The following is a 26,407-nucleotide window of genomic DNA, read 5'->3' on the forward strand; positions in this document are numbered from 1 at the left end:
ACTTTATTATACAATTAAAAACAAAAAAAGACCTAAGTCTAAACTTAAGTCTTTTATAAAATTTATAAGAATTCTAGTATTCGTTACGGTGGTATTCTTCACCAATTTCCATAACTTCTTTAGCACCAGTTAAACCAGTTCCAGCAGGAATTAAGTTTCCTAACATGATGTTTTCTTTTAATCCTTCTAAGTGATCTTCTTGACCTCTTACGATTGCTTTTGCCAATACACGTGCAGTGTCTTGGAATGAAGCAGATGATAATCATGATTCTGATTCTAAAGGAGCTTTTTTAATACCAAAGATTACAGGTTTAGCTAAAGGAGCTTGTTTGTTATTTTCAAATGCTCATTTAACAGCGTTTCTGAAACGTTTTTGTGAAACAACTTCTCCTGGTAATAAATCAGTATCACCAGCATCAGTTACTTTAACTTTACCTAACATTTGTTTAACAATGATTTCGATGTACTTATCAGCAATTTCAATCCCTTGTAAACGGTAGACTTTTTGAACTTCTTTTAAAATGTAGTTTTGAACAGCTTCAACTGAGGCAACATCTAATAAGTTTTTAATATCAATTGATCCTTCAGTTAATTTGTCCCCAGGTTTAACTTTGTCTCCTGGTTGAACTCTAACAATGGCATTGTATGAAGTTTTGTATTTTTCAACATCTCCAGAGTTAGATTTAACAAAGATTTCTGAGAAACCTTCGTGTTGTTGAACATCAGTAACTTCTCCATTCATTTTAGCAATCATAGCGATTGATCCTTTTGGAGTAGTAACGTCAAGTAATTCTTTAATACGAGGAAGCCCTTGAGTAATATCAGCATCCCCAGCAACCCCACCGGTGTGGAAGTTACGCATAGTAAGTTGTGTTCCAGGTTCCCCAATTGATTGAGCAGCCACAACCCCAACAGGAGCTCCGTATTTAACTTCTTCTCCAGTTGCTAAGTCGATTCCATAACACATTTCACAAACTCCGCGTTCAGCATCACAAGTTAATACTGAACGAATGTTTACTGTTTCAATTCCAGCATCAGTTACTTTATCTGCTAATTCTGAAGTAAACATTTCGTCTTTTTTAACAATAATGTTTCCATCTTTGTCTTCGATATCTTCGAATGAACGACGTCCAACTAATCTATCTTTTAAAGGCACGATTGTGTTTTGGTGTTTTGTATCAACGATTGCAGAAACTGCAAATCCTTTAGTTGGTTTACAGTCTTCAGCAACTACTACAACTTCTTGTGATACGTCAACTAATCTACGAGTTAAGTATCCTGAGTCCGCAGTTTTTAAGGCAATATCTGCCATTCCTTTACGAGCCCCGTGAGTTGAGATGAAGTATTCAGAAACTGTTAATCCTTCACGGAATGATGATTTAATTGGGATTTCTTTAATATCCCCTTTAGTATCGTTCATCAATCCACGCATACCTACAAGTTGAGTAAAGTTAGATACGTTCCCACGAGCTCCAGAGTCTGACATCACAAACACTGGGTTTTTTGGGTCTTGTTTTAAGATAACTTCAAGTTCTTTTTGAATGTTTTCTTTAACATTAGATCAAACTTCAATAACTCTTTGTTTCTTTTCACTTTCAGTTAACATACCTTCTTTGTAGAATTCGTTAATTTGAGCTACTTTTTCATCAGCTTCTTTGAACTCATCATATTTATGAGTATAAGCAACAACGTCTCCAGCTGAAATTGTAGTTCCTGATTTAGTTGAGAATTTGTATCCCAAGTCTTTCATGTTATCTAACATTTCAGCAGTTGAACGTGAGTCATAAGTGTTAAAGTATCTTTCAATAATTTTTGAAAGTTCTTTTTTCTTAATTGGTTGTTGAACATCATGAGCTTCAATTCAATCCATTGGATTTGTTGAATCATCAATGATGTATTCTTTTACAGCTTCTTCTGCATTAGTGATATCTGGAGTGTTAATTCATGGGAATTGACGTGCAAAGATTTCATTAAATAAGATTTTACCAACAGTTGTCATTAAGTATTTATCTTGTTGATCTTCTGTAAATGTGTGACCAGGTAAAGTATTAACTGGAACAGCAATTAAAGCATTTAAGTTAATAACTTTTTGATCGTATGCAGTTTTGGCTTCTTGAGGGTTTGCAAATAGCATTCCTTCTCCATCAACACCTTTTTCTTCTAAAGTTACATAATAGTTTCCTAAAATCATATCTTGAGTTGGTGTAACGATTGGTTTACCATCTTTTGGCCCTAAGATTGCGTGTGAACCTAACATTAAAGCACGAGCTTCACCAACTGCTTCAGGAGTAATTGGTAAGTGGACAGCCATTTGGTCCCCATCGAAGTCGGCATTGAATGCTGTAGTTACTAATGGGTGTAAACGCATAGCTTTTCCTTTTACAATTTTAGGTTCAAAGGCTTGAATTCCTAAACGGTGTAAAGTAGGTGCACGGTTTAAAAGAACTGGACGATCTTTAATAACTTGTTCTAAAGCATCTCAAACTTTAGGATCGTTATTTGTAATCATACGTTCTGCAGCTTTTACGTTATCTGCATAGTCGTGTTCTTGTAATCATTCAATAATGAATGGTTTAAATAAGGTAATTGCCATTTCACGAGGAATTCCTGCTTGGTACATTTTTAAATCTGGACCAATGGCAATAACTGAACGTCCTGAGTAGTCAACACGTTTACCTAATAAGTTTTGACGGAAACGTCCTTGTTTCCCTTTTAAAGTTGAAGTTAATGATTTTAACGGACGTTTATCTTTTCCAACAATTGGACGAGATTTACGGTCGTTATCCATTAAAGCATCAACAGCTTCTTGTAACATACGTTTTTCGTTGTTAACAATGATTGATGGTGCTCTCATTGCTTTAACTTTTTTCAAACGTTCGTTTCTAATGATAATACGACGGTATAAATCATTGATTTCAGAAGTTGTAAATCTTCCTCCGTCTAATTGAATAATTGGACGGATGTCTGGTGGGATAACTGGAATAGTATGTAATACCATTCATTCAGGTTTAGCACCAGATTTGTGGAATGCATCAAGAACTTCTAATCTTTTCATTAATTTTTGTTGATCAGAAGCTGATGTACTTCCTTTTAATTCTTGTTTGATTTCGGCCATATCTTTGTCGACATCAATTTGTTGTAATAAGTATTCAACTGCAGAAGCACCAATACCAAATTTAGCACCTGTGTATTTTGCAATTAAATCTGAAGCTTCTTCGATTGAGAAAGGAACTGAAGGATCTTTTAATTCTTCAATCATACGTTTTGCTTTTCTAGCATCACGTGATTCTTTGTCTTCGATTTGGTCTAATACTTCTTCTTGTAAAGTATTTAACATAGCTTCTCTAGTTTTAGCACTAGATTTAGCACTATCTAAATCTAATACTTGTTTAGGAGTTAGGTATTTTGAGTTCCCAGCTTCTAAAACTACATAAGAAACGAAGTAAACAATTTCTTCTAATTCTTTAGTTTTTAAATCAAGAATAGCAGCGATTCTTGAAGGAGCAACTTTTAACATTCAAATGTGAGTTACTGGTTCTTCAAGTTCGATGTGTCCCATTCTTTCACGTCTTACGATTGATTCAGTTAGTTCAACCCCACATTTTTCACAAACTTTTCCTTTGTTCATAGGGTTTGCTTTTTTGTATTTACCACAAGCACATTCAAAGTTTTTGATAGGACCAAAGATTCTCTCATCAAATAGTCCATCTTTTTCAGCTTTTAATGTTTTGTAGTTAATAGTTTCAGGCTTGGTAACTTCACCGTGAGATCAAGAACGAATTGTTTCAGGGCTTGATAATTCAATTTTAATTGATTTTTTATTTTTCTTATTGTTTTGCATTTAGTCTCTTCCCTTCAGTCTTAATCGTCATTTTTTTCAACATTTGGTAGGTCATCATCATCTAATGAATCTGTATCAATGTTTTCAACTTCAACTCCAGCATCTTCTGGGTTTTCTACGATAGTACGATTTTCGTCGTAGAATTCTTCTCCAGGTGCAATTTCGTCATCATCGTTTCCATCATAAGCAGAGATTGGTGTTTTATTTCCATCTTTATCGACCATAAACATGTCAAATCCTAATCCCATGATTTCTTTTGTTAAAACGTTGAATGATTCAGGAATCCCTGGTTCAGGAATTGGTTTAGAACGAACGATAGCTTCGTAAGTTTTAACTCTTCCTTTAATATCATCTGATTTAATAGTTAAGATTTCACGTAATGTGTATGCTGCACCATAAGCTTCAAGTGCTCATACTTCCATTTCCCCAAATCTTTGTCCCCCATTTTGAGCTTTTCCTCCTAATGGTTGTTGAGTAATTAATGAGTATGGACCAACGTTACGTGCGTGTAATTTGTCGTCAACCATGTGTGATAGTTTCAACATGTACATAACTCCAACAGCAATTGGTTTATCCATAGGTTCTCCAGTTGCTCCATCGATTAATTTAACTTTTCCGAAGTTGGTCATTCCAGCTTCTTTCATGATGTCATCTAATTCTTCATCAGTTAATCCTTCGAAAACAGGAGTTGCTACTTTAACACCAAGTTTTTTAGCAGCCATTCCTAAATGGATTTCAAGAATTTGTCCAATGTTCATACGTGAAGGAACCCCTTGTGGGTTTAACATAATGTCAACTGGTGTTCCATCTTCAAGGTGAGGCATGTCTTCGATTGGTAAGATACGTGAGATAACCCCTTTATTACCATGTCGTCCAGACATTTTGTCCCCTTCTTGAATTTTACGTTTTTGCACGATATAAACTTTGATTACTTCAAGAATATCTGGTGCTAAATCATAACCATCTTCACGAGTGAAACGTTTAACTGATTGAACAATTCCGTCTCCTCCGTTAGGTACTCTTAATGAGTTATCTTTAACGTTACGTGATTTTTCTCCGAAGATTGCGTTTAATAATTTATCTTCTGGTGATAATTGAACTTGTCCTTTTGGAGTTACTTTACCAACTAAAATATCTCCTTGGTGAACTTCAGTTCCAATGGCAACAATTCCATCTTCATCTAAGTATTTCTTAGCATTATCAGAAATATTTGGTAATTCACGAGTGATTTCTTCTTCACCTTGTTTAGTATTACGTCTTTCGATTGTGTATTCATCAACGTGGATTGAAGTAAATCTATCTTCTTGAGTTACTCTTTCACTCATAATGATTGCATCTTCATAGTTGTATCCGTTGTAAGTTGTAAAGGCTACAACAACGTTTTGTCCAATCGCTAATTCCCCATTGTCCATTGAAGGTCCATCGGCGATAATTTCACCTTTTTTAACTTGATCTCCAACTTTAACAATTGGTGCTTGTGAAATTGCAGTTCCGTTGTTTGAACGTTCGAAGTTAATTAATTGGTAAGTGTGAGTTCCGTCTTTTGTTTCAACAGTAATTACTTTTGAATCAACGTATCTTACAATACCATCTTCTTTAGCAACAACAGCACTTCCAGAGTCACGAGCCGCTTCAAATTCAACTCCAGTACCAACTAATGGTGCTTGTGGGTTTAATAATGGTACAGCTTGACGTTGCATGTTAGCTCCCATTAACGCACGGTTGGCATCATCGTTTTCTAAGAAAGGAATACATGCAGTTGCGATTGAGAAGATTTGTTTTGGTGAAACGTCAATGAAGTCAACATCAGCAGTGTTTGCAATGATGTCGTCTCCTTTGTAACGTGAAATTACAGTTTCATCTAAGATATCTCCATCTTTAGATTGACGTACGTTTGCTTGAGCAATGATGTATTTGCTTTCTTCATCAGCAGTTAAATATCTAATATCATTGTTATCAATTTTTCCGTTGTTAACTTTTCTATATGGAGTTGTAATAAATCCATATTCGTTAACTTTAGCATAAGTTGCTAAGTTGTTGATTAACCCAATGTTTGGTCCTTCTGGTGTTTCAATTGGACAGATTCTTCCATAATGAGACTCGTGAACGTCACGAACTTCTAATCCGGCTCTATCTCTAGATAATCCTCCAGGACCAAGCGCAGTTAATCTACGTTTGTTTGTTAATTCTGAAAGTGGGTTAATTTGATCCATGAATTGTGATAATTGAGAAAGATTAAAGAATTCTCCAATTACAGCAGTTAATGGTTTGTTATTAATAATTGTTGAAGGTTTTACTTTAAATAATTGTGAAGTTGATAATTTTTCACGAACATTTTTTTCAATACGGATCATTCCGATACGTAATTGGTTTTGTAATAATTCTCCAACAGTACGAACTCTACGGTTTCCTAAGTGGTCGATATCATCGACTTCACCAATGTTGTATCTTAAGTTTTCAGCATATGAAATTGTTGCTAAGATATCTCCAACATTTAAGAATTCATCTTTTGATTTTCCAGAAATTCCTAATAAAGTAACTGTTTTAGTTTTTAAATCGTTATCTCTATAAACTTTAATTTTTTGGATTTGTTTTGGTGAATCAATATCAGCATCAAAGTCGATATTAACCATCATTACATCACCATCTAAGATGTTTTGAACTTCTTCTAGGTTTTCTTTGCTTACTAAAGTATCTTTAGCAATTAAAACTTTACCGTTTTTATCAACGATATCTTCTGCAAAAGTAGTTCCTAAAATACGGTTTTTAATTGTAAGTTTTTCGTTTAATTTAAAACGTCCAGCTTTTGTTAAATCGTATTTACGTTTATCAAATAATAAAGCATCTAAGAATTTTGAAGCTCCATCAGCAGTTGCAGTTTCTCCTTGACGGATTTTTTTATAGATTTCTTGAACAGCATGTTCTCAATCAGTTTCTCAGTCTCCTGATAAGTCATCTTGTTCATAAGTATTTCTAATTAGTTGTGAATTATCAAATAAGTCTAAAACTTCTTGAGGTTTCATTCCTAATGCAGTTAATAAACTTGTTCCAGTTGTTTTACGTGATTTATCAATTTTTACAAATAATGCTTCAGCATTATCTCCATCAGCATTTTTCTTGCTTTCAGTTTCAAATTCTAATCAAGTTCCACGTGAAGGAATAATGTTTGCGCTGTAAATCATTTCCCCGTTTTTACGGTTAATTTCTTTGTTAAAGTATGATCCAGGTGAACGAACTAATTGTGAAACAATTACTTTTTGACTTCCGTTAATAATAAATGTTCCAGCTTCAGTCATTAATGGGAAATCTCCCATGAAAACTTCACCTTTTTTATAAACAGTTAAACGTAATGAAATGTTTTCATCAGTTTCTTCTAATACTTCTACTTCAATAGTGTCAGGTTCATTGTTCCCCTTAACTTTTGCTTCATAGAAATATAAGTTGTCAGCATGTTTTTTAAGTAAGATGTTTTTATTATCTAGTTTTTCTTCCAATCATGTTTTAATGAATGCTGCCATATCATTATTAACAATTTTTAAACCTTCTTTTGAAATAGTTTCATTAGGTTCATTGATTGTTAAAGTTAAATTGGCATAGATTGGTGCATCATATACTTTAGATTCTTCTTTTGCTTGAGCAATAGTAATACGAGGTTCTCTGAATTCTCAACTATCCATTGCTAAAGTTGCTTGTCCGTTTGGTGAAGTGATTGGGAAGATTTCGTCGAAAACTTCTTGAATCCCTTCATTTTGGAATCATTTAAAAGTATCTGTTTGGATTTCTACTAAGTTTGGTAAAGGTAATTCACCAGATACTTTAGTATAGTCTCTTCTTTCTGTACGGTTGTTAATTTTTTTAATCTTGTAACTCATAGACTTCTCCTTGTTAATTTATTTCTTAATCTTTCAATAGATTTGCTATTTTTTTAAAATGTTTATCTTTTCAAGCATAAACATTTTTGTTGTTTTCTTTTGTCTTACTTAAAACATTTGCTCCTACTAAAAGAGCAATTTCAGTTTCCACTTCTTCTTTAGTACAATAAACCCCATCAATAAAACAATTTCTATCAATCATTTCATCAAGATTAAAGGTTTCAGCATTGTTTCTCATAATAAATGCTAATAATAGTTCTAAATTTTGATCTGAAAACTCTTTTTCATATCCTTCAGGAATATATTTGTTTTCTTTTAATCAAAGATAACGTTTGGTTAAGTTTGTTTGGTCTTTGACTAATGTTTTTGTTAACTCTAGATACTCATCAGTATTGAAGTTTGTCGCAAATACCTTATCAACTGTTTTTACAAATTGGTTAAAATTTAACGCAATTAGAATTGAAGAATTCATAAATGAGAATTCTTGATCTAGTTGGAATAGATATCATTTGATAATGAACTGCATCAAGATAATGTTCAACTGGTTGTATGGGCTAATGTATAAAAACTCTAATCCCAAAATTAAAGCCTCAGTAAATCCTGAGAAATTATTTGTTGAGTTAGCTTTTATAAAAGCTCAAAAGTTTTCCAATTCTTGATCAATCAATGAAGGATCTAAAAGATTCTTAAATTTTGATTTTGTTTTTTCTGAACGTTTAATATTTTCTTTACGATCCATGTCATAACCTAAATTACGAAATAAAATATGTACGATTAATTCAAAATTTTCTTCATTCAAAGGGAAGTTATTTTGATAAATTAAATCATAAACTTTCAACATATTTTGCATTAATCTCTCATCATAAGAGTTAGGCTTAACTGTGTCGTTGTTAATATCTGTTAATTCTTTGTATAGCGTTTTGAATGAACTTTTTCCTTGTAGATTCCCGTCCACAAACAAAATTGAAATAATATCGTAATATCTAAATTCACGATACACTTTGTTCATAATATCAACTTTAAAACCATTAATGTAATCGTATAAAAAACGATCATCATCAACTGCCTTTTGAAAAGATCAATTGAATTTTGGTCCTTCTTTTGAAGGTAAAGTTGAATAAAAAGTATTAGTTTTTAATTTAGAAGTTTGCTTTTTAATTCACTTATCATCTAAAAAATAGTCTAAACCAATCACCTAAGTCCCACTTTCCGCTCTCTTAAACTTGTAAGTTATTATCAAATGTTGATTTAGCAGAAGCTCTTAACTAACTAAACTAAAATCATTGTGATATAAGTTTATCATATTTTTATACCATATAACAAGAAATATTGAAAGAAAAAAAGTAAAAAAGAAGGCAAAGTTCATTGCCCTCTTTAATATTAATAATTAGATTAAATTAATTATTTAATGTCTACTGAAGCTCCAGCAGCAACTAATTTTTCTTTAATTTCTTCTGCTTCTTCAGGTTTAATGTTTTCTTTAATTGCAACTGGTAAAGTTCCGTCTACAATTTTTTTAGCGTCCATTAATCCAGCTCCAGTGATTTCTTTAACAACTTTGATTACACCAACTTTTTGTGCTCCTGCGTTTGTTAAGAATACTGATACTTCAGAAGGTGCTGCTGCTGCATCTCCTCCTGCTGCTGGTGCTGCTACAGCTGCTGCTGCAACAACTCCGAAGTGGTCTTCGATTTCTTTAACTAATGAGTTTAAGTCTGATAAAGTCATTGTTTCTAATGCGTCAATAATATCTTTGTTTGTAATTGCCATGTTTATGTTCTCCTTATGTTTTTAAAATTTTATTGTTTGTATTTACTAATAGTCCGATTTGCTCTTCTTATTTTAGTTTTGTTCTTGTTCTTTTTTTTCTGCAACTGCATTAATTGCGTTCATTACTTGACGTAATGGGTATAATAATGAGTTTGCGAACATTGAGTATAGGTCTTCACGTGAAGGTAAAGATGCGATTTCAGTAATTCCTGCTGTATCTTTAACTTGTCCTTCAAAGATCCCTGCTTTTAAAATTAAATCAGGGTTTTTCTTTGCGAAGTTTGCAACTAATTTAGGTGCTGCAACTCCATCTTCTTTAGAGAAGATGAATACGTTTTGTTTTGTTAAGAATGGAATTAATTCATTAAATCCGTCTTCTTCAGCAGCTCTTCTAACTAATGAGTCTTTGTAAACTTTAACTTCAATTCCTTGTTTTAAAGCTTCACGACGTAATTCAGTCATTTGAGCAACTGTTAAGTTTTTGTATTCAGCGATTGCAGTTCCTTGGTTATCTTTAAGTTTTGCTGCAATTTCTGCTACGATTTTAGCTTTTTGTTCGTGTGCTGGTCTTTGTGCCATTTATTTCCCTCCTTATTCTAATTAATATTTTTAGTTAATTTGAAAATAAGAAAAAACCTCAATCATTCAAAATTGAAAGACCGAGGTTAAAAAGCAAATTGTTTTTATTAAAAAAGAATTTTGTTTAGCTTTTTCCTCGGTAACAGATTAAGGGTTTCCCCAGTTACTTTCTTCGGTACTAATAGCTTTTTTATTATATCGAAGATAAGAAAATATGTAAACAAAATTTATTTTTAAAAATTTATTTTTCTTAGAAAATAAAAACACCTAAGCTAGGTGTTTAAATTTGAAGTTTAATAATTAAATTATTTAGCTTCTAAATCAATTTTGATTCCAGGCCCCATTGTTGAAGAAATAGTTACACTTGTGATGTATGCTCCTTTAACAGTTTGAGGTTTTACTTTTAAGATTTCTGAAACGATTGCGTTTAAGTTTTTAACTAAGTCAGCATCATCGAATGAAACTTTACCAATGATAGTTTGTACGTTTCCTTCTTTGTCAGCACGGTATTCAACTTTTCCTTTTTTAACGTCGTCAATTGCTTTAGCAACATCCATTGTTACAGTTCCAGTTTTTGGGTTTGGCATTAATCCTTTTGGTCCTAAGATTTTTCCGATAGGTCCTAATTTAGCCATAATTTCAGGAGTAGCAATAATTACGTCAAAGTCGAATCAGTTTTCGTCTTTAATTTTGTTAATTAAATCTTCTCCTCCAACATAATCAGCTCCAGCTGCTTGTGCTTCTTTTGCTTTAGTGTTTGTTAATACTAAAACTCTTTGAGTTTTACCTGTTCCTGCTGGTAAAACAATAGCTCCACGAACTTGTTGATCAGCTTTACGTGGGTCGATGTTTAAGTTGAAAGCGATTTCAACTGTTGAATCGAATTTAGTTGATGAAGTGTCTTTTGCTAATTTAACTGCATCATTAACTGAGTAAGCTTGTTTTTTATCAAACTTTTCTAAAGCTTTTTTACGGTTTTTTGTTAATTTAGCCATTATTTAGTTTCTCCTTCAGTGTATCCTTCGATTTTAACTCCCATGTTTTTAGCAGTTCCAGCAACAATTTTCATTGCTGCTTCAATGTCGTTAGCATTTAAGTCTGGCATTTTGTATTCTGCGATTGATCTTAAATCATCAACAGTAATAGTTCCAGCTGTTTCTTTTCCTGGGTTGTGAGCTGCTTTATTAATTTTTGCAGCTTTTTTAATCATGATAGCAGCAGGTGTTGTTTTTAATACAAAGTCAAATGATTTATCATCATAAGCTGTAATAATAACAGGAACTACGTCTCCTGCTCTTTCTTTGGTTGCGTCATTAAATTGTTTTGTGAATTCTGGCATGTTAATTCCTAATGAAGCAAGTTCTGCTCCTGGTTTAGCTTGCATTGCCATGAATTCTAATTTTGCAATACGTGTTACTTTTTTAGCCACGGGTATCATCCTTCTTTCTCTACTCGCTGTGGTCCGAACGAGACTTTTAGTTCTCTTAAAAAGTCTCTACCACAATAAAAATGACTAATTTATATTATCATAAATGCTTAAAATTACTAAATGTTTTTTATAAGAAAAAATAAAAAAACATACCCTTTAAAAAGGGTATGTTTACGCTTGTATTTATTATCTATTTTTTTAAAAAAAATTATAACTATTGTAGATTTATAATTCCTAAAAAAGTTTTGTTAAAGTTTCTAATATTCTTTAACTGGTTGAGCGTTTTTAAATTCAACTTCTGTTGGAGTATAGCGACCAAACATTTCGATTGAAACGATTGCTACTCCTTTGTCATAATCCATGTCAACAACTTTTCCATCTTTATCAGCAAAAGGTCCATCTTGAATAACGATGTAATCACCAACGTTAAAGTTAGCAGTGTGAAGCACTTTTTCTTTTGATGAGTTAGGTCCTGAAGTAATATTTGAATTAGTTTTTGAAGCGTTGTTATCAACTTCTTCAATTGCTAATTTTTGTTCTTCTTCACTATCTCCTAAAATCATTCTTGCTACTTCTTCACTAGTTAATGGGAAAGGTTTAGCTCCACGTCCAGAAGATCCAATAAATCCTGTAACTCCTGGTGTATTACGAACGATGAATCAAGCTTCATCAGTCATAATCATATTAATAAAAATATATCCTGGGAATTTATTTTTTTCAGTTTTTTTACCAGTTTTAGTTTCTGTTTGGTATTTAGAAATTCTGACATCAAAGATAATGTTTGATAATTTATCATTTTTAATTTTTTCTAATAAATCTTGTTTAACTTTATCTTCATGACCTGTATTTGAATTGATTACAAATCATTGTCCTGGATATTTATCTAATTCTTCTTCTAACATTTGATTTTGGGTTTGTTGTGAATTCATTTTATTGCTCCATTTCTTCTATATAACGTGAATTGCTGTGAATAAGGCTTGGAAACCTCAATCGATTAAGTAAAAAACTACTGCAAAAACTAGCATAAAGATGATTACTTGGATGAATTTATTTGTTAAATTTCTTTTTCCTGATCATTGAATCTTGTTAACTTCTTTGACCATTTTGACTGGAAATTCTTTAAATCCTAATTTTCAATCGGTTTTTTCTTTTTCTGCTTTACGTTTAAAATTTTTACGGTTGTAAAGATTTTTTTTCATCTCTTTTTCTTTAACAACGCGTTTAGTTGATGGCTCGTCCCCATCAGCTGCTTCACCATTACCAGCTCTCTTTTTGGCTTTGATGCGGCTCTTCTCTACTTTAGCCTTAGCTTTAGCTTCCTTCTTTAAACGTTTTTGTTCTTTTTTTAATTCTTTTTCTTGTTCTGTCATATTATCTACTTTCCTTGTGTAAAGTACGTGCATCACAAGTAGGACAGTATTTTTTAACTTCTAAGCGTTCTTTTTGAGTAAGATTACTTTTTGTCAAAGAGTAGTTACGATTTAAACAGTTTTCACAAACTAAAATAATTTTGTGTTTTGTTGTTTTTGCCATGATTCGTTTTCCTCCCCTACAAAATACATTGATTATATTATATAGAATATCACAAAATCGCATCGTTTTATATCAACAATTCGGCTAATTCGTTGGATATTTCTCTCACTAAACGATAGACTTTTGTTCGTCCAATCGCTGTATTACGTGCGATATGTTTTGGTGTTTCAAAGCTTAATAAATAAGCTTTGGCAATCTCAAGTTTGTCGAGATTTTTGATGCCAATCATATATTGTTCAATTACTGATTCAATTGCTACTCGTTCTTTAAAAGAACTGTTTTGATCATTAATATTTGACCTATCGTTGTTTTTATTCGTATAAGCAACATTCAAAACTTTGTGTCTATTTGTCAAATAGCTTTCACAATAGTCGTTACATTTTCAAGTGATTGCATCAATCATAAATGACTCAAAACTTTTTTGTCCTGTCGAAGAATCATACTTATCAACAGCTTCTTTAAAGCCACATCAAGCAATTCATTCCAAGTCATCTCTTTCGATTGGTAAGTTATAGTATCGACGATAACTCTTATTGATTGCAAAGTTTTTACAACTTTTTAAATCACAATATATAACAACTAGTTCATCATCTTCCATCCTTAAAGGATTAAAAGATTTTTCTGTTCCGTTACGGTTATAACGTATCAATTTATCTAGCATCGTTACCCACGCTTTCTATCAGACAACACTCCTGTTGTCATAAAAGCAAGGATGATTAATATTTGTTACTTTCCCTATTAACCAAAAAAAATTATTACATACTTTCTTTAAGATTTCCTTAAAATGAATTGTAATAATTTTTTTATTTTTTGTTTATATTAATTCTAATTTATTCGCAATCTCATACATCATCAAAGCACTAGCTACAGAAGCGTTGTATGAATCGATTTTATTTGATGATGGAATATAGATATTTACATCAGCATTTTTAGTTAATTTATCAGAAATTCCTTTTTCTTCATTTCCAATAATTAAAGCTGTTTTTTTATCAAAATCAACTTTTCTCATATCTTGAGCATCCTTGTTTAAGTTAGATGCATAAACTCAAAAACCAGCATCTTTTAACTTATCAACAGCAATACTTAGGTTTGGAACTTTTGCAATATTTAAATCATAAGCAGTTCCAGCACTTGTTTTTACCACAGTTGAATTAACCATAACTTGTTTACGATCAAGAATAATAATATTTTTAAAGTTTAATTGGGTAGCGCTTCTTAAGATTGCTCCAAAGTTATAAGGATCATGAATTTGATCAAGAATTAAAACTGTAGCTTTATCTTCTTTTGTTAAGTTTTCAATCATTTCGTTTAATGGTGTGTAGTTAAATTCTTTAACTTCAGCAACATAACCTTGGTGGTTAACTTTTTGATCAAATAAACGTTCCATTTTATCGTTTGTTGATGATTTAACAATTGGTTTTAAATCTGGATTAACTTCATTAATAAATTCTTTATAGTGACTAGTTCAAACTTCTTTAACCATGTTTGGATGGTTGGTAATGAATTCAGTTACAGCGTGTTTACCATAAATTAAATTTTTCATTTCTATACCAATCCTTTCTTACTTAAAGATTCACGAAGTTTATCGGCTTTGTCATATTCTTTATTCTTAATTAATTGTTTTCATTCTTTTAATTCTTGTTTATCAGCTTCACTAACTGTGTAATCAAGTTCATATTTAAATCCTAAAATTCTTAAAATTTCTTTTAGTTCCATAAATGTTGGTGTGATTTGTTTGTTTGTTAAATCTTTATTAATTTCTTTAATTGCTTGTTCAATTTCAGTTAGAACCATTGGTGTATTTAAATTGTCTCTCATTCAATCATCAAAACGGTCAACGTAATGATGAACGCTTTCTTCAGAAGTTAAGTCTTCTAAATCATCCATAGCTCAAAGTTGTTTTGCTTTCTTTTGAATGTTGTCTAAACGTTCAAAGAATTTTCCACCTTGATTTAAAACATCATCATTAATATCAATTGGTTGAGTATATGAAGTTGTCATAAATAATCAACGTAATAAATCTGGTGAATGATGTTTTAAGAAGTCACGAACTAAAATTGTGTTTCCTAATGATTTAGACATTTTTTCACTATTAAAAGTTAAGTGACCATTATGCATTCAAATGTCTGCAAGTTCTTTATCGTTTGTAGCAATAAATTGAATTCTTTCGTTTTCATGGTGTGGGAATTTTAAATCAATTCCACCCCCATGAAGTGAGATTGTATTGTGATCAAAATACATATCATTTAAAACTGCACATTCAGTATGTCATCCTGGACGACCAGCACCAAATGGTGCATCTCATTTAATACCAACATCAGTTTTCTTTCATAGCACGAAATCATTTGGGTTTTTCTTTTTAGAATTTTCTTCAATTCTTCCTACAGTAATTTCGTCTTGAGTTCTTCCACTTAATTGACCATATTCTTTTGGGAATTTATCAACAGAAAAGAAGACATCCCCATCAACTACATAAGCACTTCCATTATCAATCATCTTTTGAATGAATTGAATCATTTCTGGAATTACATCTGAAACTTTAATAATTTTAGTTGGTAATTGAACATTTAAATCTTCTAAATCTTTAATGTAAGCATCAGTATAGAAACTTGATAATTCAAGTTCTTTTTTATTTTCACTTATAGCCTTATTAATAATTTTGTCATCTACATCAGTTATGTTTTGTAGGTAGTTTACTTTAAAGTTTTTGTGTTCTAAAAATCTGACTACAAAGTCCATAGTTATACTTGGTCTAGCGTTCCCTAAATGGATGTAGTTATAGACTGTAGGTCCACAAGTATAGATATCAACTTCGTTATCTTTTTTAGTTTTTAAATCATCAATTTTACCTGTTAAAGAATTATAAAGTTTCATAAAATTGTTTCTCCCTTTTATTTAGATTTTACCAATGGTCTTAAAATATAGAACACAGTTGATAAGACTAATGTATTAAACACAATCTTGATTGGTGATTGTAATAATCGAACCATTAAGATTGAGGTGTATCCTCCGGTATCTCTTGGAATTCCAAGAAAGCTTACATCCCCTCATGAACCAATCAAGGTTGTGACACAATATTCGGTCACAACACACATTAAAATAATTGGTAAGACGATATCTAAGAGGTATCCTTTTTTCATGATTAAGAAAACTCCAACCACTACTCATACTAAAACTAATGATAATCCAATACTTCCAATAAATACATATGTGTAGTATTCTGGAGCAATATCAACACCAAATAATTTCACATCTTCATTATAATAAGAAGTTATTAATCCTAAAACAACTCCATAAGCAATAATAAATAAATTAATTGCTAAGAATGTTCATCATTTTTTACGGCCAGTTAATCTTTGGAAATAAGAAGTTAATCCAGATAAGAATCCAAACCCAACAGCAACAATTAAATAAGCTACGTGGATGTAACTTGGAACAAACATAATTGTGATTAATTCTGTAATTAATCCAACTATAATTCCAACTAAAGGACCAAAAAACATCCCAGCAATTTTAACCATGATTCCTTCAAAAGCAATCCTAATTGGCGGAAAAACAGTAATTGGTAGTGTTAAAGATATAACTACAGTTACAGTTGTTGAAACTGCAACCATCATAGCTATATAAGTAATATTTTTAGTTGTAAAGTGGAATCCTCTAACATTAGAACCTCTATAAAAAAGATTTTTTAAAACTTGAAAAATAAGAAAAAGAGCAATTAATCCCACTAAAAAATAAATAGCAACATGAGCCATATTGTTATTTGTTAGTAGATAATCACTGATTTTGTGCATTTTATACTATCCTTTACCAATAGAAGCATCTAAATAGTTCCTTTTATTATTTCGATCAATCAATTGGATTTTCATTATGTTCGATTAACCAGTTATTTATAGCACTATAAGGTTTTGTGTTTTTAAAATAACGTTCATAACTAAAAGGACTTGGATGTCCGAACCTCAAGATATCTTGAGAGTTTATATTAGTAATTTTACTATACATTTCATAAGCATTATTCCCAAATGCACAAAATAAAACATTATGGTTGGTTTGTTCTAAGAAATTTAGTAAGTCTAGGACAAAAATTTCTCATCCCTTATTTTTATGACTTAAAGGTTCATGTTCTCTAACAGTTAAAATTGTGTTTAGTAAAAATACCCCTTGTTTAACTCATCCTGTTAAATCATTTGAAGGATGTTCAATCCCTAAATCATTATTTAATTCTTTAAACATATTCGCTAAGCTTCTTGGTGTTTTACTATCGTTTGTAGAAAAAGCAATTCCGTTTGCTTGGTTATAGCCATGATATGGATCTTGTCCTAGTAAAACTACTTTTACATCTTCTGGTTTTACTAAATTAAAAACTGTGAAAATGTTTTCTTTAGGTGGATAAATAGTTTTAGTTTCATATTCATTTTTTAAGAATTTCATTAATTCTTCAAAGTAAGGTTTTTGTTTTTCTTCTTTAAAGAATTGTTCTCATCCAGTTGGTATTTTCATTAAATCCTCCTATAAAAAATGTGCCAAAAGGCACATTAAAATTATTTTTGTTCTTGTTTTGGTGTTACGTCTTCGATTTTTCAAGCAGTTGTTTTCATATCCCTTAATTGGTGGTTAAGTTCAAATCTAACATTATTTAAATATGTTGAACCAGCATCATTATTGTTTTCAACAGTCATTAATCTATCTTTCCCTGATAAATCATAAGTTTCTTTAGTCATATCCGGGTTTAAGAATTTATACCCTGCAAATAATCAAGTTACGTTGTAGTCTGTTTCTGGATTATCTTTGTTGTCAGGATTATCATTTCCTTTTGCAACAACATATGGTCTATAAACTTGCATTAAATTATTCAACGTAAATGAAACATTGTATTTTGAGTTTACTTCACCAGCATGACCATTATTGTGGTTGGTTTCAAAAGTATAAGTAACTTCAATTGGCGCTACTTTTACAGTATAGAAAGATTGTGAATTATAAGCGAAATTATAGTGGTCCCCATCTTTTTTAGTTAAGTAGTTAATTTCTGCATTTCCATTAGAAATTGTATCAACCATTTGTTCGTTTTCACCAACTCCACCATCTGTTGTTCCTAATTGTTTTGCATCTAATTGTCCTTTAGTTATCTTGTTAAAATTTTCTTGATCTTTTTCATCGGGAGCTAGTACTAATCTTCCAAAAGGATCAGTAAGCGGTCTATTATTAATTGGGTTTTTATTTTTTTCTTTAACAGCATCAGCTTGTTTATCTGGTTTAACAGGATTGTTTTCTTCTCAAGGTTTATATGTAGAATTAGTTCCAGTCACTACTCCTGTTTTTTTATTAAAAGTCATTAAAGCTGACTTAGTATTATATTCTTGGAAAATTGAATCTCCTTGAAGGCTCTTATAAGAAACGTTAGTAAACATTGAATATCTAGTAGCTTTACTTACTTGGTTATAATATTTAGAGGCATCCGAATCTTTATCAGAAAAAATTCCAGCTTGGCTCATATTATCCACCATAGCATTTGTTCCTGCATAGCCAGTAAACAGGTCAGGTTCACTTTTAATTGATTCTTCTAAAAAATGTAATCCTTGAATTGAATTAATGTAAGTTGCATTAAATTGGTCATAATAATCTTTTGTATTTTTTTCAAGAGAACCAATTCTTCCGCCATCAACTGAAGGAGTGTAAAATCCACCATTTTTCCCTTTTTTGTCATCATTAGAAACTCTAGCAGTTGGATCATTTTTTCCATCATTATTTAACATACGTCCTAGGAAAACATCTCTAGTATTTCTTAATTGTGCGTAGTTATCTTGGGGTTTAGTAATTAAACGAGTGTCGTTTGCCATAACTCTGAAAAGCATATCATTTAACTTGTTGAATCCCATCGCAAAGTTAACTGTATCAAAATCTTTTTTACCTGAACCAGTTTTATATTGGTAACTATTATTTAATCCGTCTATTGAAGCTGCTAAATCTTTAGCTGAATAACTTGCTCCATTTCCAGATCCTTTTACAGTGTAGTTATTATCACCAATATTTTTTCCATCAATAGTTACTGAAATTGGTTCTGTTTTAACACCACATGAAACAACGCTAGTAGCTGAAACTGAAGTGATTGCAACGGCAGATAAAAGTGCAAGTAGTTTTCTCATTTATTTTTCCCCTTAAAAGTAAATTTTTCTCATTAATTATTAAATTATACCTTAATTAAAAACATAAAAAAAGGCGATTTATTTCGCCTATATAATATCATGTTTTATTATTCTAAGCTTTATTTATCTAAGAACTTTCCGTATTGTTTTAAGAAGTTTAAACTAATATCTTTAGTAGCTCCGTTACGGTGTTTTGCAATAATTAATTCTGTTGGTGATACTTCAGAAGTATCTTCTTCATCATCATTATGTTGGTAATAATCTTTACGATATAAAAACATAATCATGTCAGCATCTTGTTCAATTGCTCCAGAATCACGTAAATCTGACATGATTGGGCGTTTATCTTCACGTTTTTCAACACTACGAGAAAGTTGTGATAAACAAACAATTGTTACTCCAGTATCTCTAGCAATTCTTTTTAATTGTCTTGAAATAGTTGAAATTTCGTTTTGACGATCGTTTCCGTTTGAACCAGGAGTTGAAATCAGTTGTAAGTAATCGATAATACATAAATTAACGTTTTCATCACGTTTTAATTTATGAAGTTTAGATTGAATTTGTTGCACAGTAATTCCAGGAGTATCGTCAACAAAAATTCTTGTTTTTCTTAACTTGTCTTCTGCTGCATTAATTTTTCTTCATTCTTCTTTAGTAATCCCTTTACCATTTCTCAACTTATCTGCATTGATTTGAGTTTCCATTGATAAAATACGTTGAGTTAATTGATCTGTTGGCATTTCAACAGAAAAAATAGCAACAGCATTATCTTGTTGACGATCAGTTGCAGCATTATAAGCTAGGTTTAAAGCAAAAGCAGTTTTCCCCATACTTGGACGAGCAGCTAAAATAATAAAATCTTGTGGTTGTAAACCACTAGTTACATTATCAAGTTCATGGAAGCCAGTTGAAACTCCAGTTAATGATTCTTTTGATTCTGCTAATTGTTTAATTCTTTTAACAACGTTAATTGCACTATCTCCAATTTTGGTTGTATCATTTTTCTTAATATCAAAATCAATTTCTAATAAATCTGTTTGTGCTTTTTCTAATAGTTTTCTGTAGTTTACAGAAGTTTTATTTGTTTCTTCTGAAGTTTTTCTAATTAGGTTTTTAAATTTACGTTCAGCTGAAGCTTCATGAATAATATCAATATAAGATTCAATGTTTTCATCAGTATAGTAAATTGAAGAAATTTCAAAAATCTTAGCATTCCCACCTGCTTGTTGGAGTTTCCCATTTTTATCCAATCAAGAAGCAATTGTTAATTCTGTAATTTCTTGGTTATTAGAATTTAAATTTTCAATTGCTTGAAAAATTAAATTATGTTGACCAAAAAAGAAGTCATCATGAGTTAAGCTAATTAAAATATCTGGTAGAGCGTTAGGTGATTTAATAGCTGTAGCTAAGACTTGTTGTTCAGCTTCTTCTAAGATTTGGCTTTGTTGTTCGTTATTCATATGTTTATAATTCACTTCAATCTATTTTATTTTTTTAGTCTTTCAACTTTAACACTTAAAGTTGCTTTAACTCCCATATCTAGATTAATCACAACTTTAGTTGTTCCTAATTTCTTAATGTTTTTAAAGTTTTTAAATTGTTTTGTGTCTAAATCAATATTATTATCAGTCTTTAATTTATTCACAATATCTTTTGCAGTAACTGCTCCAGTTGCTTTATCTTGATCTGAAAAGTCTAGTTCAAAAACTGGTTTTAAGCCTTCTAAAACGGTCTTTAACTGACGCATTTGTGCAGTTGTTAATTGATCAATTTCTGCTTGTTTTTGTTTATTAGCATTAACAGTTTTAGTAGCACCAGCAGTTGCTTGTTTTGCTAATCCTCTTGGAATTAAATAGTTAATTGCATAACCATCAGAAATTTCTTTGATTTCGTCTTTTTTCCCTTGACCTTTAACGTCTTTTAAAAATATAACTTTCATAAATTTATTTCCCCATTTCATTTATTCAATTATGTTTATTTTACCCTAACTTGAATAAAGGCTGAAATCTAATCATTCGCTTTAAGAATTTTTATAAATTTAACCATTAAAAAAACCTAAGAGTTATCTTAGGTTTAAATAATAATTATTAAAAAATTATTATTGAGCGTCGTAATCGACACCTTCAACTAAATGAGAGTTTCCTGAACGGAAAGTTACTTCATCATTTTGCATGTTAAAGTCCATGCTTGTTAAATGATATTTATCTAAGAATTCTCCTAATTCTCCATGATATGCTTCATCGTTTAATAATTTAGCAAAATCTTGTTTTAAAGGAACAATAACTGTTGATAAATCAATAGCATCGTATTCTTTAACTGTTGGGAATTCTTCTGCTTCAATAGTTAATGTTTCGTCTTCATCACCATAAATTGCAGTCATAGTTCTGTTTGTAGTATCAAATTTTAATTCAACTAAACCTAAATCAACTTTAGAATTTCTTAAAAATTCAGCAAAAGTTAATTTGTGTTCTTCCATTTGATTTCAATAGTTTTCAATTCTTTTTTCCATAATAAAAAACATCCTTTCAATAAATCTATTGTCTTAATTATACAACTAACTTATTTAAAGTAAGTGTTATTTCCTTTTTTATTGTGAAGAAAAAAAGCACTATTGAATTTCAATAGTGCTTTAGATTAATTATTTGTGAAAATTATTCAACAACGTATGGTAATAATCCCATAGTTCTTGCACGTTTAATTGCAGTAGCTAATTTTCTTTGGTCTTTTGGACTTGCCCCAGTAACTCTTCTTGGAAGAATTTGTCCGTTGTTAGAAATGAATTTTTTTAATAATTCAACATCTTTGAAATCGATGTAAGTAATATTATTTTTAACAAATGGATTTGGTTTTTTTCTTCTTTGTCCTTTTCTCATGTTTAATCCTCTTCTCTTTAATTAGTCTCAAAGAATTGAATCATCATCTTTAAATAACTCGTCTTTATCATTGTTATTTGGTTGTGATGGATGATTTTCTTCTTGTTCGAATCCGTTTACAAAGTCCATATCAACGTTTGAATCATTTCTAACATAGTTGTCATTTGATGATTGTTGATTTTGTGCACGGCTTGCGCCTTTAGATTCTAAAAATTCAACACGATTAGCAACGATAGTAGTAGTTGTTTGATAATTACCATTATCGTCTTTATTAGTTCTTGTAGAAATACTTCCAGTAACCCCTACTAAAGATCCTTTACCAACATATTGTGACATATTTCTAGCAGTCGCATTGTAGGCAATACATTCAATGTAGTTTGTTTGATTTTTACCATCTTTACGGTATTCATCAATCGCTACAGTAAAGAAACAATAAGTTGTTCCGTTACTATTTTCTCTTGTTTGTAGATCTCTTGTAAGTCTCCCGATTAATTGAACTTGGTTCATTATAAGTACTTCCTTTTTATTTCGTTAATTTAAATTAAATTATTTTGTTTCAGTGTTTGATTCAGCTTTTGGTGCAGCATCAGTTGATGGTGCAGCTTGATCATTATTACGTGGACGGTCATTGTTACGTGGACGGTCATTGTTGAAGTTACGTTTGAAAGTTCTTCTTTCTCTACGTTCTTCTTCAAATTTTTCCATATCAGTTTTTGATAATTCAACTGATTGAACATAATCGTTTTCTTTTTCAGTATTGATTACCATATTACGAACAACGTTTTTGTCGATTCCAGCAACACGTTCAAATTCTTCAACGTTTTCTGGAGTAGTGTTTACGATAACTACAAAGTAGTTTCCTTTTTTCTTGTGGTTGATTTCGTAAGCAAAGTCGATTAAACCTCAGTCTTTTTGATCTTCAATTTTTCCACCATTAGCAGTTAAGATGTTTTCTAATTTTGCTTTAGTGTCTTTAATTGTTTGTTCATTTGCATCTTGATCTAAGATGTACATAATTTCGTATTTTCTCATTTTATGTATCCTCCTTTTGGTCATAAGGGCCTGTTACGGCCAAGGAGCTAACTCGTGTAATATTAACTCTTTGTTAATTATAACAATAAAAAGTTTCTAGTCTATTAATCTCAAATATTAATTATTATTTTTAGTTATTGATTAATTCTTCTAGGTCTTTTTTGATTCCTTCTTTGTTTATTTTAAAGTCAATTTCTCTAATTCTATAAATTGGGAACCCTTTTGATTCGATAAACATTTGACGAGCATAATCTTGTAAATACTTGTTATAACCCATTCCCCCATGATATCTATATCCATCAACTTCAATACCTAGAATAAATTCTCTTGTTCTTTCATCAACTAAAGCAATATCGATAAAATAACTTCCAACTTCATACTGTTTTAAGATATCAATTTTTCTATCAGTTTTTACATTTTCTTTAATGAATTCAATTACAGATCTTTCGAATGAAGAATCGACTTCTCCAGCTCCTTCAGAAAAGTTTTGGTTTGAAATAGAATATCGTTTTTGTTCATCACATGTCATATCTAAGAAACGCAATCATTCTCTAAACACTTGGAAATCTTCAGTGTTAGCAATTTGAACATTTTCACTTGTTACTGATTTAATAACAATCATTTTATCTTTGGCTCTAGAGATGGCTACGTTTAAAGCATTCTTTCCACCAGGTTTAGTAACATAAGTGCTAGCCATTCTAGTTTCAGGTGTATAAACAACGCTCATAACAACAACATCAGCTTCATCACCTTGAATGTTTTCGATGTTTCTAATACTTAATTGCGGGTTTCCTTCTTCATCAGGTTCCATGGCTTTTGCTAATTCTGGTTCAGCTGTAAGAATTCTTTTTTCAATTATTTCTCTTTGTTTCGAGTTAAAAGTTAATAAAATAATTGAATCATATTGGCATAATAAATCTTTAGTAACTTGAATAGCTTTTTTAGCTTCGGGAATATTAATTCCTTCATTTCAAACACCATCAACATTAATAACTTCAATAGCTTCTTTTGAATCAATTCCCTTTTTATCAAGCACATCTAAGCCTGAATTATAGAAGTTCTTTGAAGAGAATGACATTAATGAAGCAGAACTAGATCTATAATTTTGATTTAGCATTACTGAAAAGACACCCTTTTCCTTTGCGTAATCTAATAAAGAATTTGCATTTTCTGCAATGTCATCTTCAGATTCATTATTATCTCTTGTAGCAAATCATGATGATGGTTGCATTTGTTCAGTATCACCTGCAAGAACCTTAATTTTTGCATAAGAAATTAAAGGTAAACCAACTTCTAAAAACATTTGTGAAGATTCATCTAGAATTGCATAGTCCAAACTTTCTGTTTCTCATCAGGGCATGATATCTTGTGGAGTAATAACCATCACTGGAAAGAATTCTTGAATGATATCTTGGAATTTATTCATAAATTTATAAGGTAAAGCTCTACCTGCTCTAATTGCGTTTGCAAAAGAAGAGTATTTATAATATCTATCATCATACGAATAATGTCATTGACTTAATTTGTTATAAAGTCTTGCACAAAAAACACTTGTTAAATAGTCTTCATCTGATTTAAATTCACTTGGTCTAATTTTTGTTTTAGCAACATTTTTTAAATCTAATACATCTTTTAAAGTTGTTTTTGATGTTAATTCCATAACCAAGTTAACATCAAGATTATCATCAGGATTCATATTGTAGATATTTATCAAAATATCAACAGCATATTTAATTGATTTAGGTGTTGTTTTAATGAAACCTAAAGTTTTGTCTGGTTGAATATTATTTAAATTCATAATATCTTTTGCCATTTGTTTTTTGTCAAAAGAATTATTTGGATATTTTCAATTTGGATTTAATTTAAATAAGTTTTCTAAAACAGAAATATTATCGTTAAATTGTTCTAATAATTTTAATGAATTGTCATAAACACCATCTTCTTTTTCACGATTTAAAGTTCAAAGCATTTGGAATTCTTCTTTACTCATTAATGGTTTTGAATAAATTTTTTCAGTAATATCTCTTCTATAATTTTCAAAAGTACTAATGAAATCTTGTAATGGTTCATAAAATTCTCGTTTACTCATATCGCTATTTTGAGCAAAAAAGACAAATTTAGATATTTTTCCTAATCTCTTTTTGAGCACATCTAAAGCTGCCTTCTTTTGTGAAGCTACTAGGGCTGTTTTTCCTTTTTCTAAAATATTAGCAATAACATTTGCAATCACTTGAGATTTACCTGTTCCAGGTGGACCTCAAATAATTGTATTTTGTTTTAAAGCTGATATTAAAGCAATTTCTTGTGAAAAGTTAGAAGGTTGAATGTGATAAATAACTGAGTTTGTATCTTTTACAAAATCATCAATATTATCTTTATAAATGTTCTTGTCGAATTCAACATCTAAGATACTATCAAGTTCATCGTTTGCGATGATATCTAGCATTCTTTGTCTAAGTTTTCCTCCACCAGGTCTAAATCATCCAAGCACAACTCCAGGATGGGTTTGAATTATAGTGTTTTTAATGTCATAACTTTTGATATTTTCAAAAGGAGCAATTGGTTCTATCGGAAACTTAACTCTACAAACTTCTTCAAAAGTTGTTTTTAATTTTTCTAATGAATCATCATCTTTGAAAATTTCTGCATCAATTACATATCCACTTTCATTTAACATAAATAATAATTTTTCATTTATAACTCAATCTCCATTGGTTTTTAAAACTACTTGATTTTTATTGTTGTCATAATTTATTTGCACTTCTTTTAAAAAGCAAGGAGCATATAAATTTCTAACTGGCGAAGCTAGTGAAATATATCCGGTTCCAACATAAAGTGGTCACACATTTGATTGTGTGTATTCATCAATAACTTTACGTCTATATTGTTGTCATTTAATATTTGATTTTTGTTCTTTTTCAGAGAATTCTCGATCAAGACTTTCTTTGGTTCTTTCAAGATCTGATGATTTCTTGATAAGTTCTCTGTTTCTTTGGGTTAATGGTACGTTGTATCTTTCAAAAAGTTCTAAAACTTCTTCTTTAGTTTCGGCTTTTGGTAATTCTGCTAACAGAAGAATGTAATCTAAGTCATCGGCTGGGAATGTACATTCATTCTGATTTAATATTTTACCTTCAACTGATTTTCCGAATTTATTATAAACATCGAACATTAAAGCATTTTCAATATTTGTGAATACTGCTTGGTCCCCTCTTGTTTTGATGTCTAATAAGTTGTTTAAAAGCTGTTTATACTTGTTTTCTTTCTCGCTCATGTTTTTCTCCTAATCCAATTCTTAAATTATCTCGCATTAATTATTATTTTTAAAACTAAAC

General features: G+C 30.7%; 23 protein-coding genes and 1 other annotated feature. All 23 genes read right to left on the reverse strand.

The window, feature by feature from the left end; all coding sequences use genetic code 4:
* Positions 1-73: 73 nt before the first annotated feature.
* Entirely contained in the window at positions 74-3,841 is a 3,768-nt protein-coding gene (gene rpoC / locus CP520_RS02880) for a DNA-directed RNA polymerase subunit beta' (RefSeq protein ID WP_096862946.1), read from the reverse strand.
* Between the two features lie 20 nt (positions 3,842-3,861).
* Positions 3,862-7,713, reverse strand: coding sequence for a DNA-directed RNA polymerase subunit beta (rpoB, locus tag CP520_RS02885; protein WP_096862947.1), 3,852 nt, complete (start codon positions 7,711-7,713; stop codon positions 3,862-3,864).
* 25 nt (positions 7,714-7,738) lie between these two features.
* Positions 7,739-8,908, reverse strand: coding sequence for a hypothetical protein (locus CP520_RS02890; RefSeq protein ID WP_096862948.1), 1,170 nt, complete (start codon positions 8,906-8,908; stop codon positions 7,739-7,741).
* 206 nt (positions 8,909-9,114) lie between these two features.
* Positions 9,115-9,483, reverse strand: a complete 369-nt coding sequence (gene rplL, locus CP520_RS02895) for a 50S ribosomal protein L7/L12 (RefSeq protein ID WP_096862949.1) — start codon at positions 9,481-9,483, stop codon at positions 9,115-9,117.
* Between the two features lie 72 nt (positions 9,484-9,555).
* Entirely contained in the window at positions 9,556-10,062 is a 507-nt protein-coding gene (gene rplJ / locus CP520_RS02900) for a 50S ribosomal protein L10 (protein WP_096862950.1), read from the reverse strand.
* Between the two features lie 41 nt (positions 10,063-10,103).
* Positions 10,104-10,256: a sequence feature (ribosomal protein L10 leader region), on the reverse strand.
* 111 nt (positions 10,257-10,367) lie between these two features.
* Complete coding sequence (gene rplA / locus CP520_RS02905) at positions 10,368-11,057, reverse strand: 50S ribosomal protein L1 (RefSeq protein WP_096862951.1); 690 nt, start codon at positions 11,055-11,057, stop codon at positions 10,368-10,370.
* Complete coding sequence (gene rplK, locus CP520_RS02910; RefSeq protein ID WP_096862952.1) at positions 11,057-11,491, reverse strand: 50S ribosomal protein L11; 435 nt, start codon at positions 11,489-11,491, stop codon at positions 11,057-11,059. The genes rplA and rplK overlap by 1 nt, the downstream gene beginning before the upstream one ends.
* Before the next feature lie 257 nt (positions 11,492-11,748).
* Positions 11,749-12,420 (reverse strand): transcription termination/antitermination protein NusG, encoded by a 672-nt coding sequence (nusG, locus tag CP520_RS02915; protein ID WP_096862953.1) that lies wholly within the window; start codon positions 12,418-12,420, stop codon positions 11,749-11,751.
* A gap of 18 nt (positions 12,421-12,438) precedes the next feature.
* Positions 12,439-12,861: a preprotein translocase subunit SecE gene (secE, locus tag CP520_RS02920; protein WP_096862954.1), complete on the reverse strand. Its 423-nt coding sequence runs from the start codon at positions 12,859-12,861 to the stop codon at positions 12,439-12,441.
* 1 nt (position 12,862) lies between these two features.
* Entirely contained in the window at positions 12,863-13,024 is a 162-nt protein-coding gene (rpmG, locus tag CP520_RS02925; protein ID WP_096862955.1) for a 50S ribosomal protein L33, read from the reverse strand.
* 67 nt (positions 13,025-13,091) lie between these two features.
* On the reverse strand, positions 13,092-13,685 hold the full coding sequence (locus CP520_RS02930; RefSeq protein ID WP_096862956.1) for a hypothetical protein: 594 nt from the start codon (positions 13,683-13,685) through the stop codon (positions 13,092-13,094).
* Between the two features lie 153 nt (positions 13,686-13,838).
* Entirely contained in the window at positions 13,839-14,567 is a 729-nt protein-coding gene (gene rlmB, locus CP520_RS02935; RefSeq protein WP_096862957.1) for a 23S rRNA (guanosine(2251)-2'-O)-methyltransferase RlmB, read from the reverse strand.
* A 2-nt stretch (positions 14,568-14,569) separates the two neighbouring features.
* Entirely contained in the window at positions 14,570-15,898 is a 1,329-nt protein-coding gene (gene cysS, locus CP520_RS02940) for a cysteine--tRNA ligase (protein WP_096862958.1), read from the reverse strand.
* Positions 15,899-15,915: 17 nt separating this feature from the next.
* A complete protein-coding gene (locus CP520_RS02945; protein WP_096862959.1) occupies positions 15,916-16,818 on the reverse strand; it encodes an ECF transporter S component in 903 nt (300 codons plus the stop codon).
* Positions 16,819-16,864: 46 nt separating this feature from the next.
* Positions 16,865-17,524 (reverse strand): uracil-DNA glycosylase, encoded by a 660-nt coding sequence (locus tag CP520_RS02950; protein WP_096862960.1) that lies wholly within the window; start codon positions 17,522-17,524, stop codon positions 16,865-16,867.
* A gap of 41 nt (positions 17,525-17,565) precedes the next feature.
* Positions 17,566-19,167 carry a lipoprotein gene (locus CP520_RS02955; RefSeq protein ID WP_096862961.1) on the reverse strand — a complete coding sequence of 534 codons (1,602 nt, stop codon included), beginning with the start codon at positions 19,165-19,167 and terminating at the stop codon, positions 17,566-17,568.
* A gap of 119 nt (positions 19,168-19,286) precedes the next feature.
* Positions 19,287-20,642 (reverse strand): replicative DNA helicase, encoded by a 1,356-nt coding sequence (gene dnaB, locus CP520_RS02960; protein WP_245832604.1) that lies wholly within the window; start codon positions 20,640-20,642, stop codon positions 19,287-19,289.
* Positions 20,643-20,653: 11 nt separating this feature from the next.
* Positions 20,654-21,106 (reverse strand): 50S ribosomal protein L9, encoded by a 453-nt coding sequence (gene rplI / locus CP520_RS02965; RefSeq protein ID WP_096862963.1) that lies wholly within the window; start codon positions 21,104-21,106, stop codon positions 20,654-20,656.
* A 159-nt stretch (positions 21,107-21,265) separates the two neighbouring features.
* The gene (locus CP520_RS02970; protein WP_096862964.1) at positions 21,266-21,676 is read right to left on the reverse strand and encodes a hypothetical protein; all 411 of its coding nucleotides are present in this window, start codon (positions 21,674-21,676) and stop codon (positions 21,266-21,268) included.
* Between the two features lie 142 nt (positions 21,677-21,818).
* The gene (gene rpsR, locus CP520_RS02975) at positions 21,819-22,040 is read right to left on the reverse strand and encodes a 30S ribosomal protein S18 (RefSeq protein WP_211276333.1); all 222 of its coding nucleotides are present in this window, start codon (positions 22,038-22,040) and stop codon (positions 21,819-21,821) included.
* Between the two features lie 21 nt (positions 22,041-22,061).
* On the reverse strand, positions 22,062-22,547 hold the full coding sequence (locus tag CP520_RS02980; protein WP_096862966.1) for a single-stranded DNA-binding protein: 486 nt from the start codon (positions 22,545-22,547) through the stop codon (positions 22,062-22,064).
* A gap of 39 nt (positions 22,548-22,586) precedes the next feature.
* A complete protein-coding gene (rpsF, locus tag CP520_RS02985; protein WP_096862967.1) occupies positions 22,587-23,072 on the reverse strand; it encodes a 30S ribosomal protein S6 in 486 nt (161 codons plus the stop codon).
* Between the two features lie 130 nt (positions 23,073-23,202).
* A complete protein-coding gene (locus tag CP520_RS02990; protein WP_096862968.1) occupies positions 23,203-26,346 on the reverse strand; it encodes an AAA domain-containing protein in 3,144 nt (1,047 codons plus the stop codon).
* Between the last annotated feature and the right edge of the window lie 61 nt (positions 26,347-26,407).

The organism is Mesoplasma lactucae ATCC 49193, assembly GCF_002441935.1.
In the GTDB taxonomy this organism is placed as follows: domain Bacteria; phylum Bacillota_I; class Bacilli_A; order Mycoplasmatales; family Mycoplasmataceae; genus Edwardiiplasma; species Edwardiiplasma lactucae.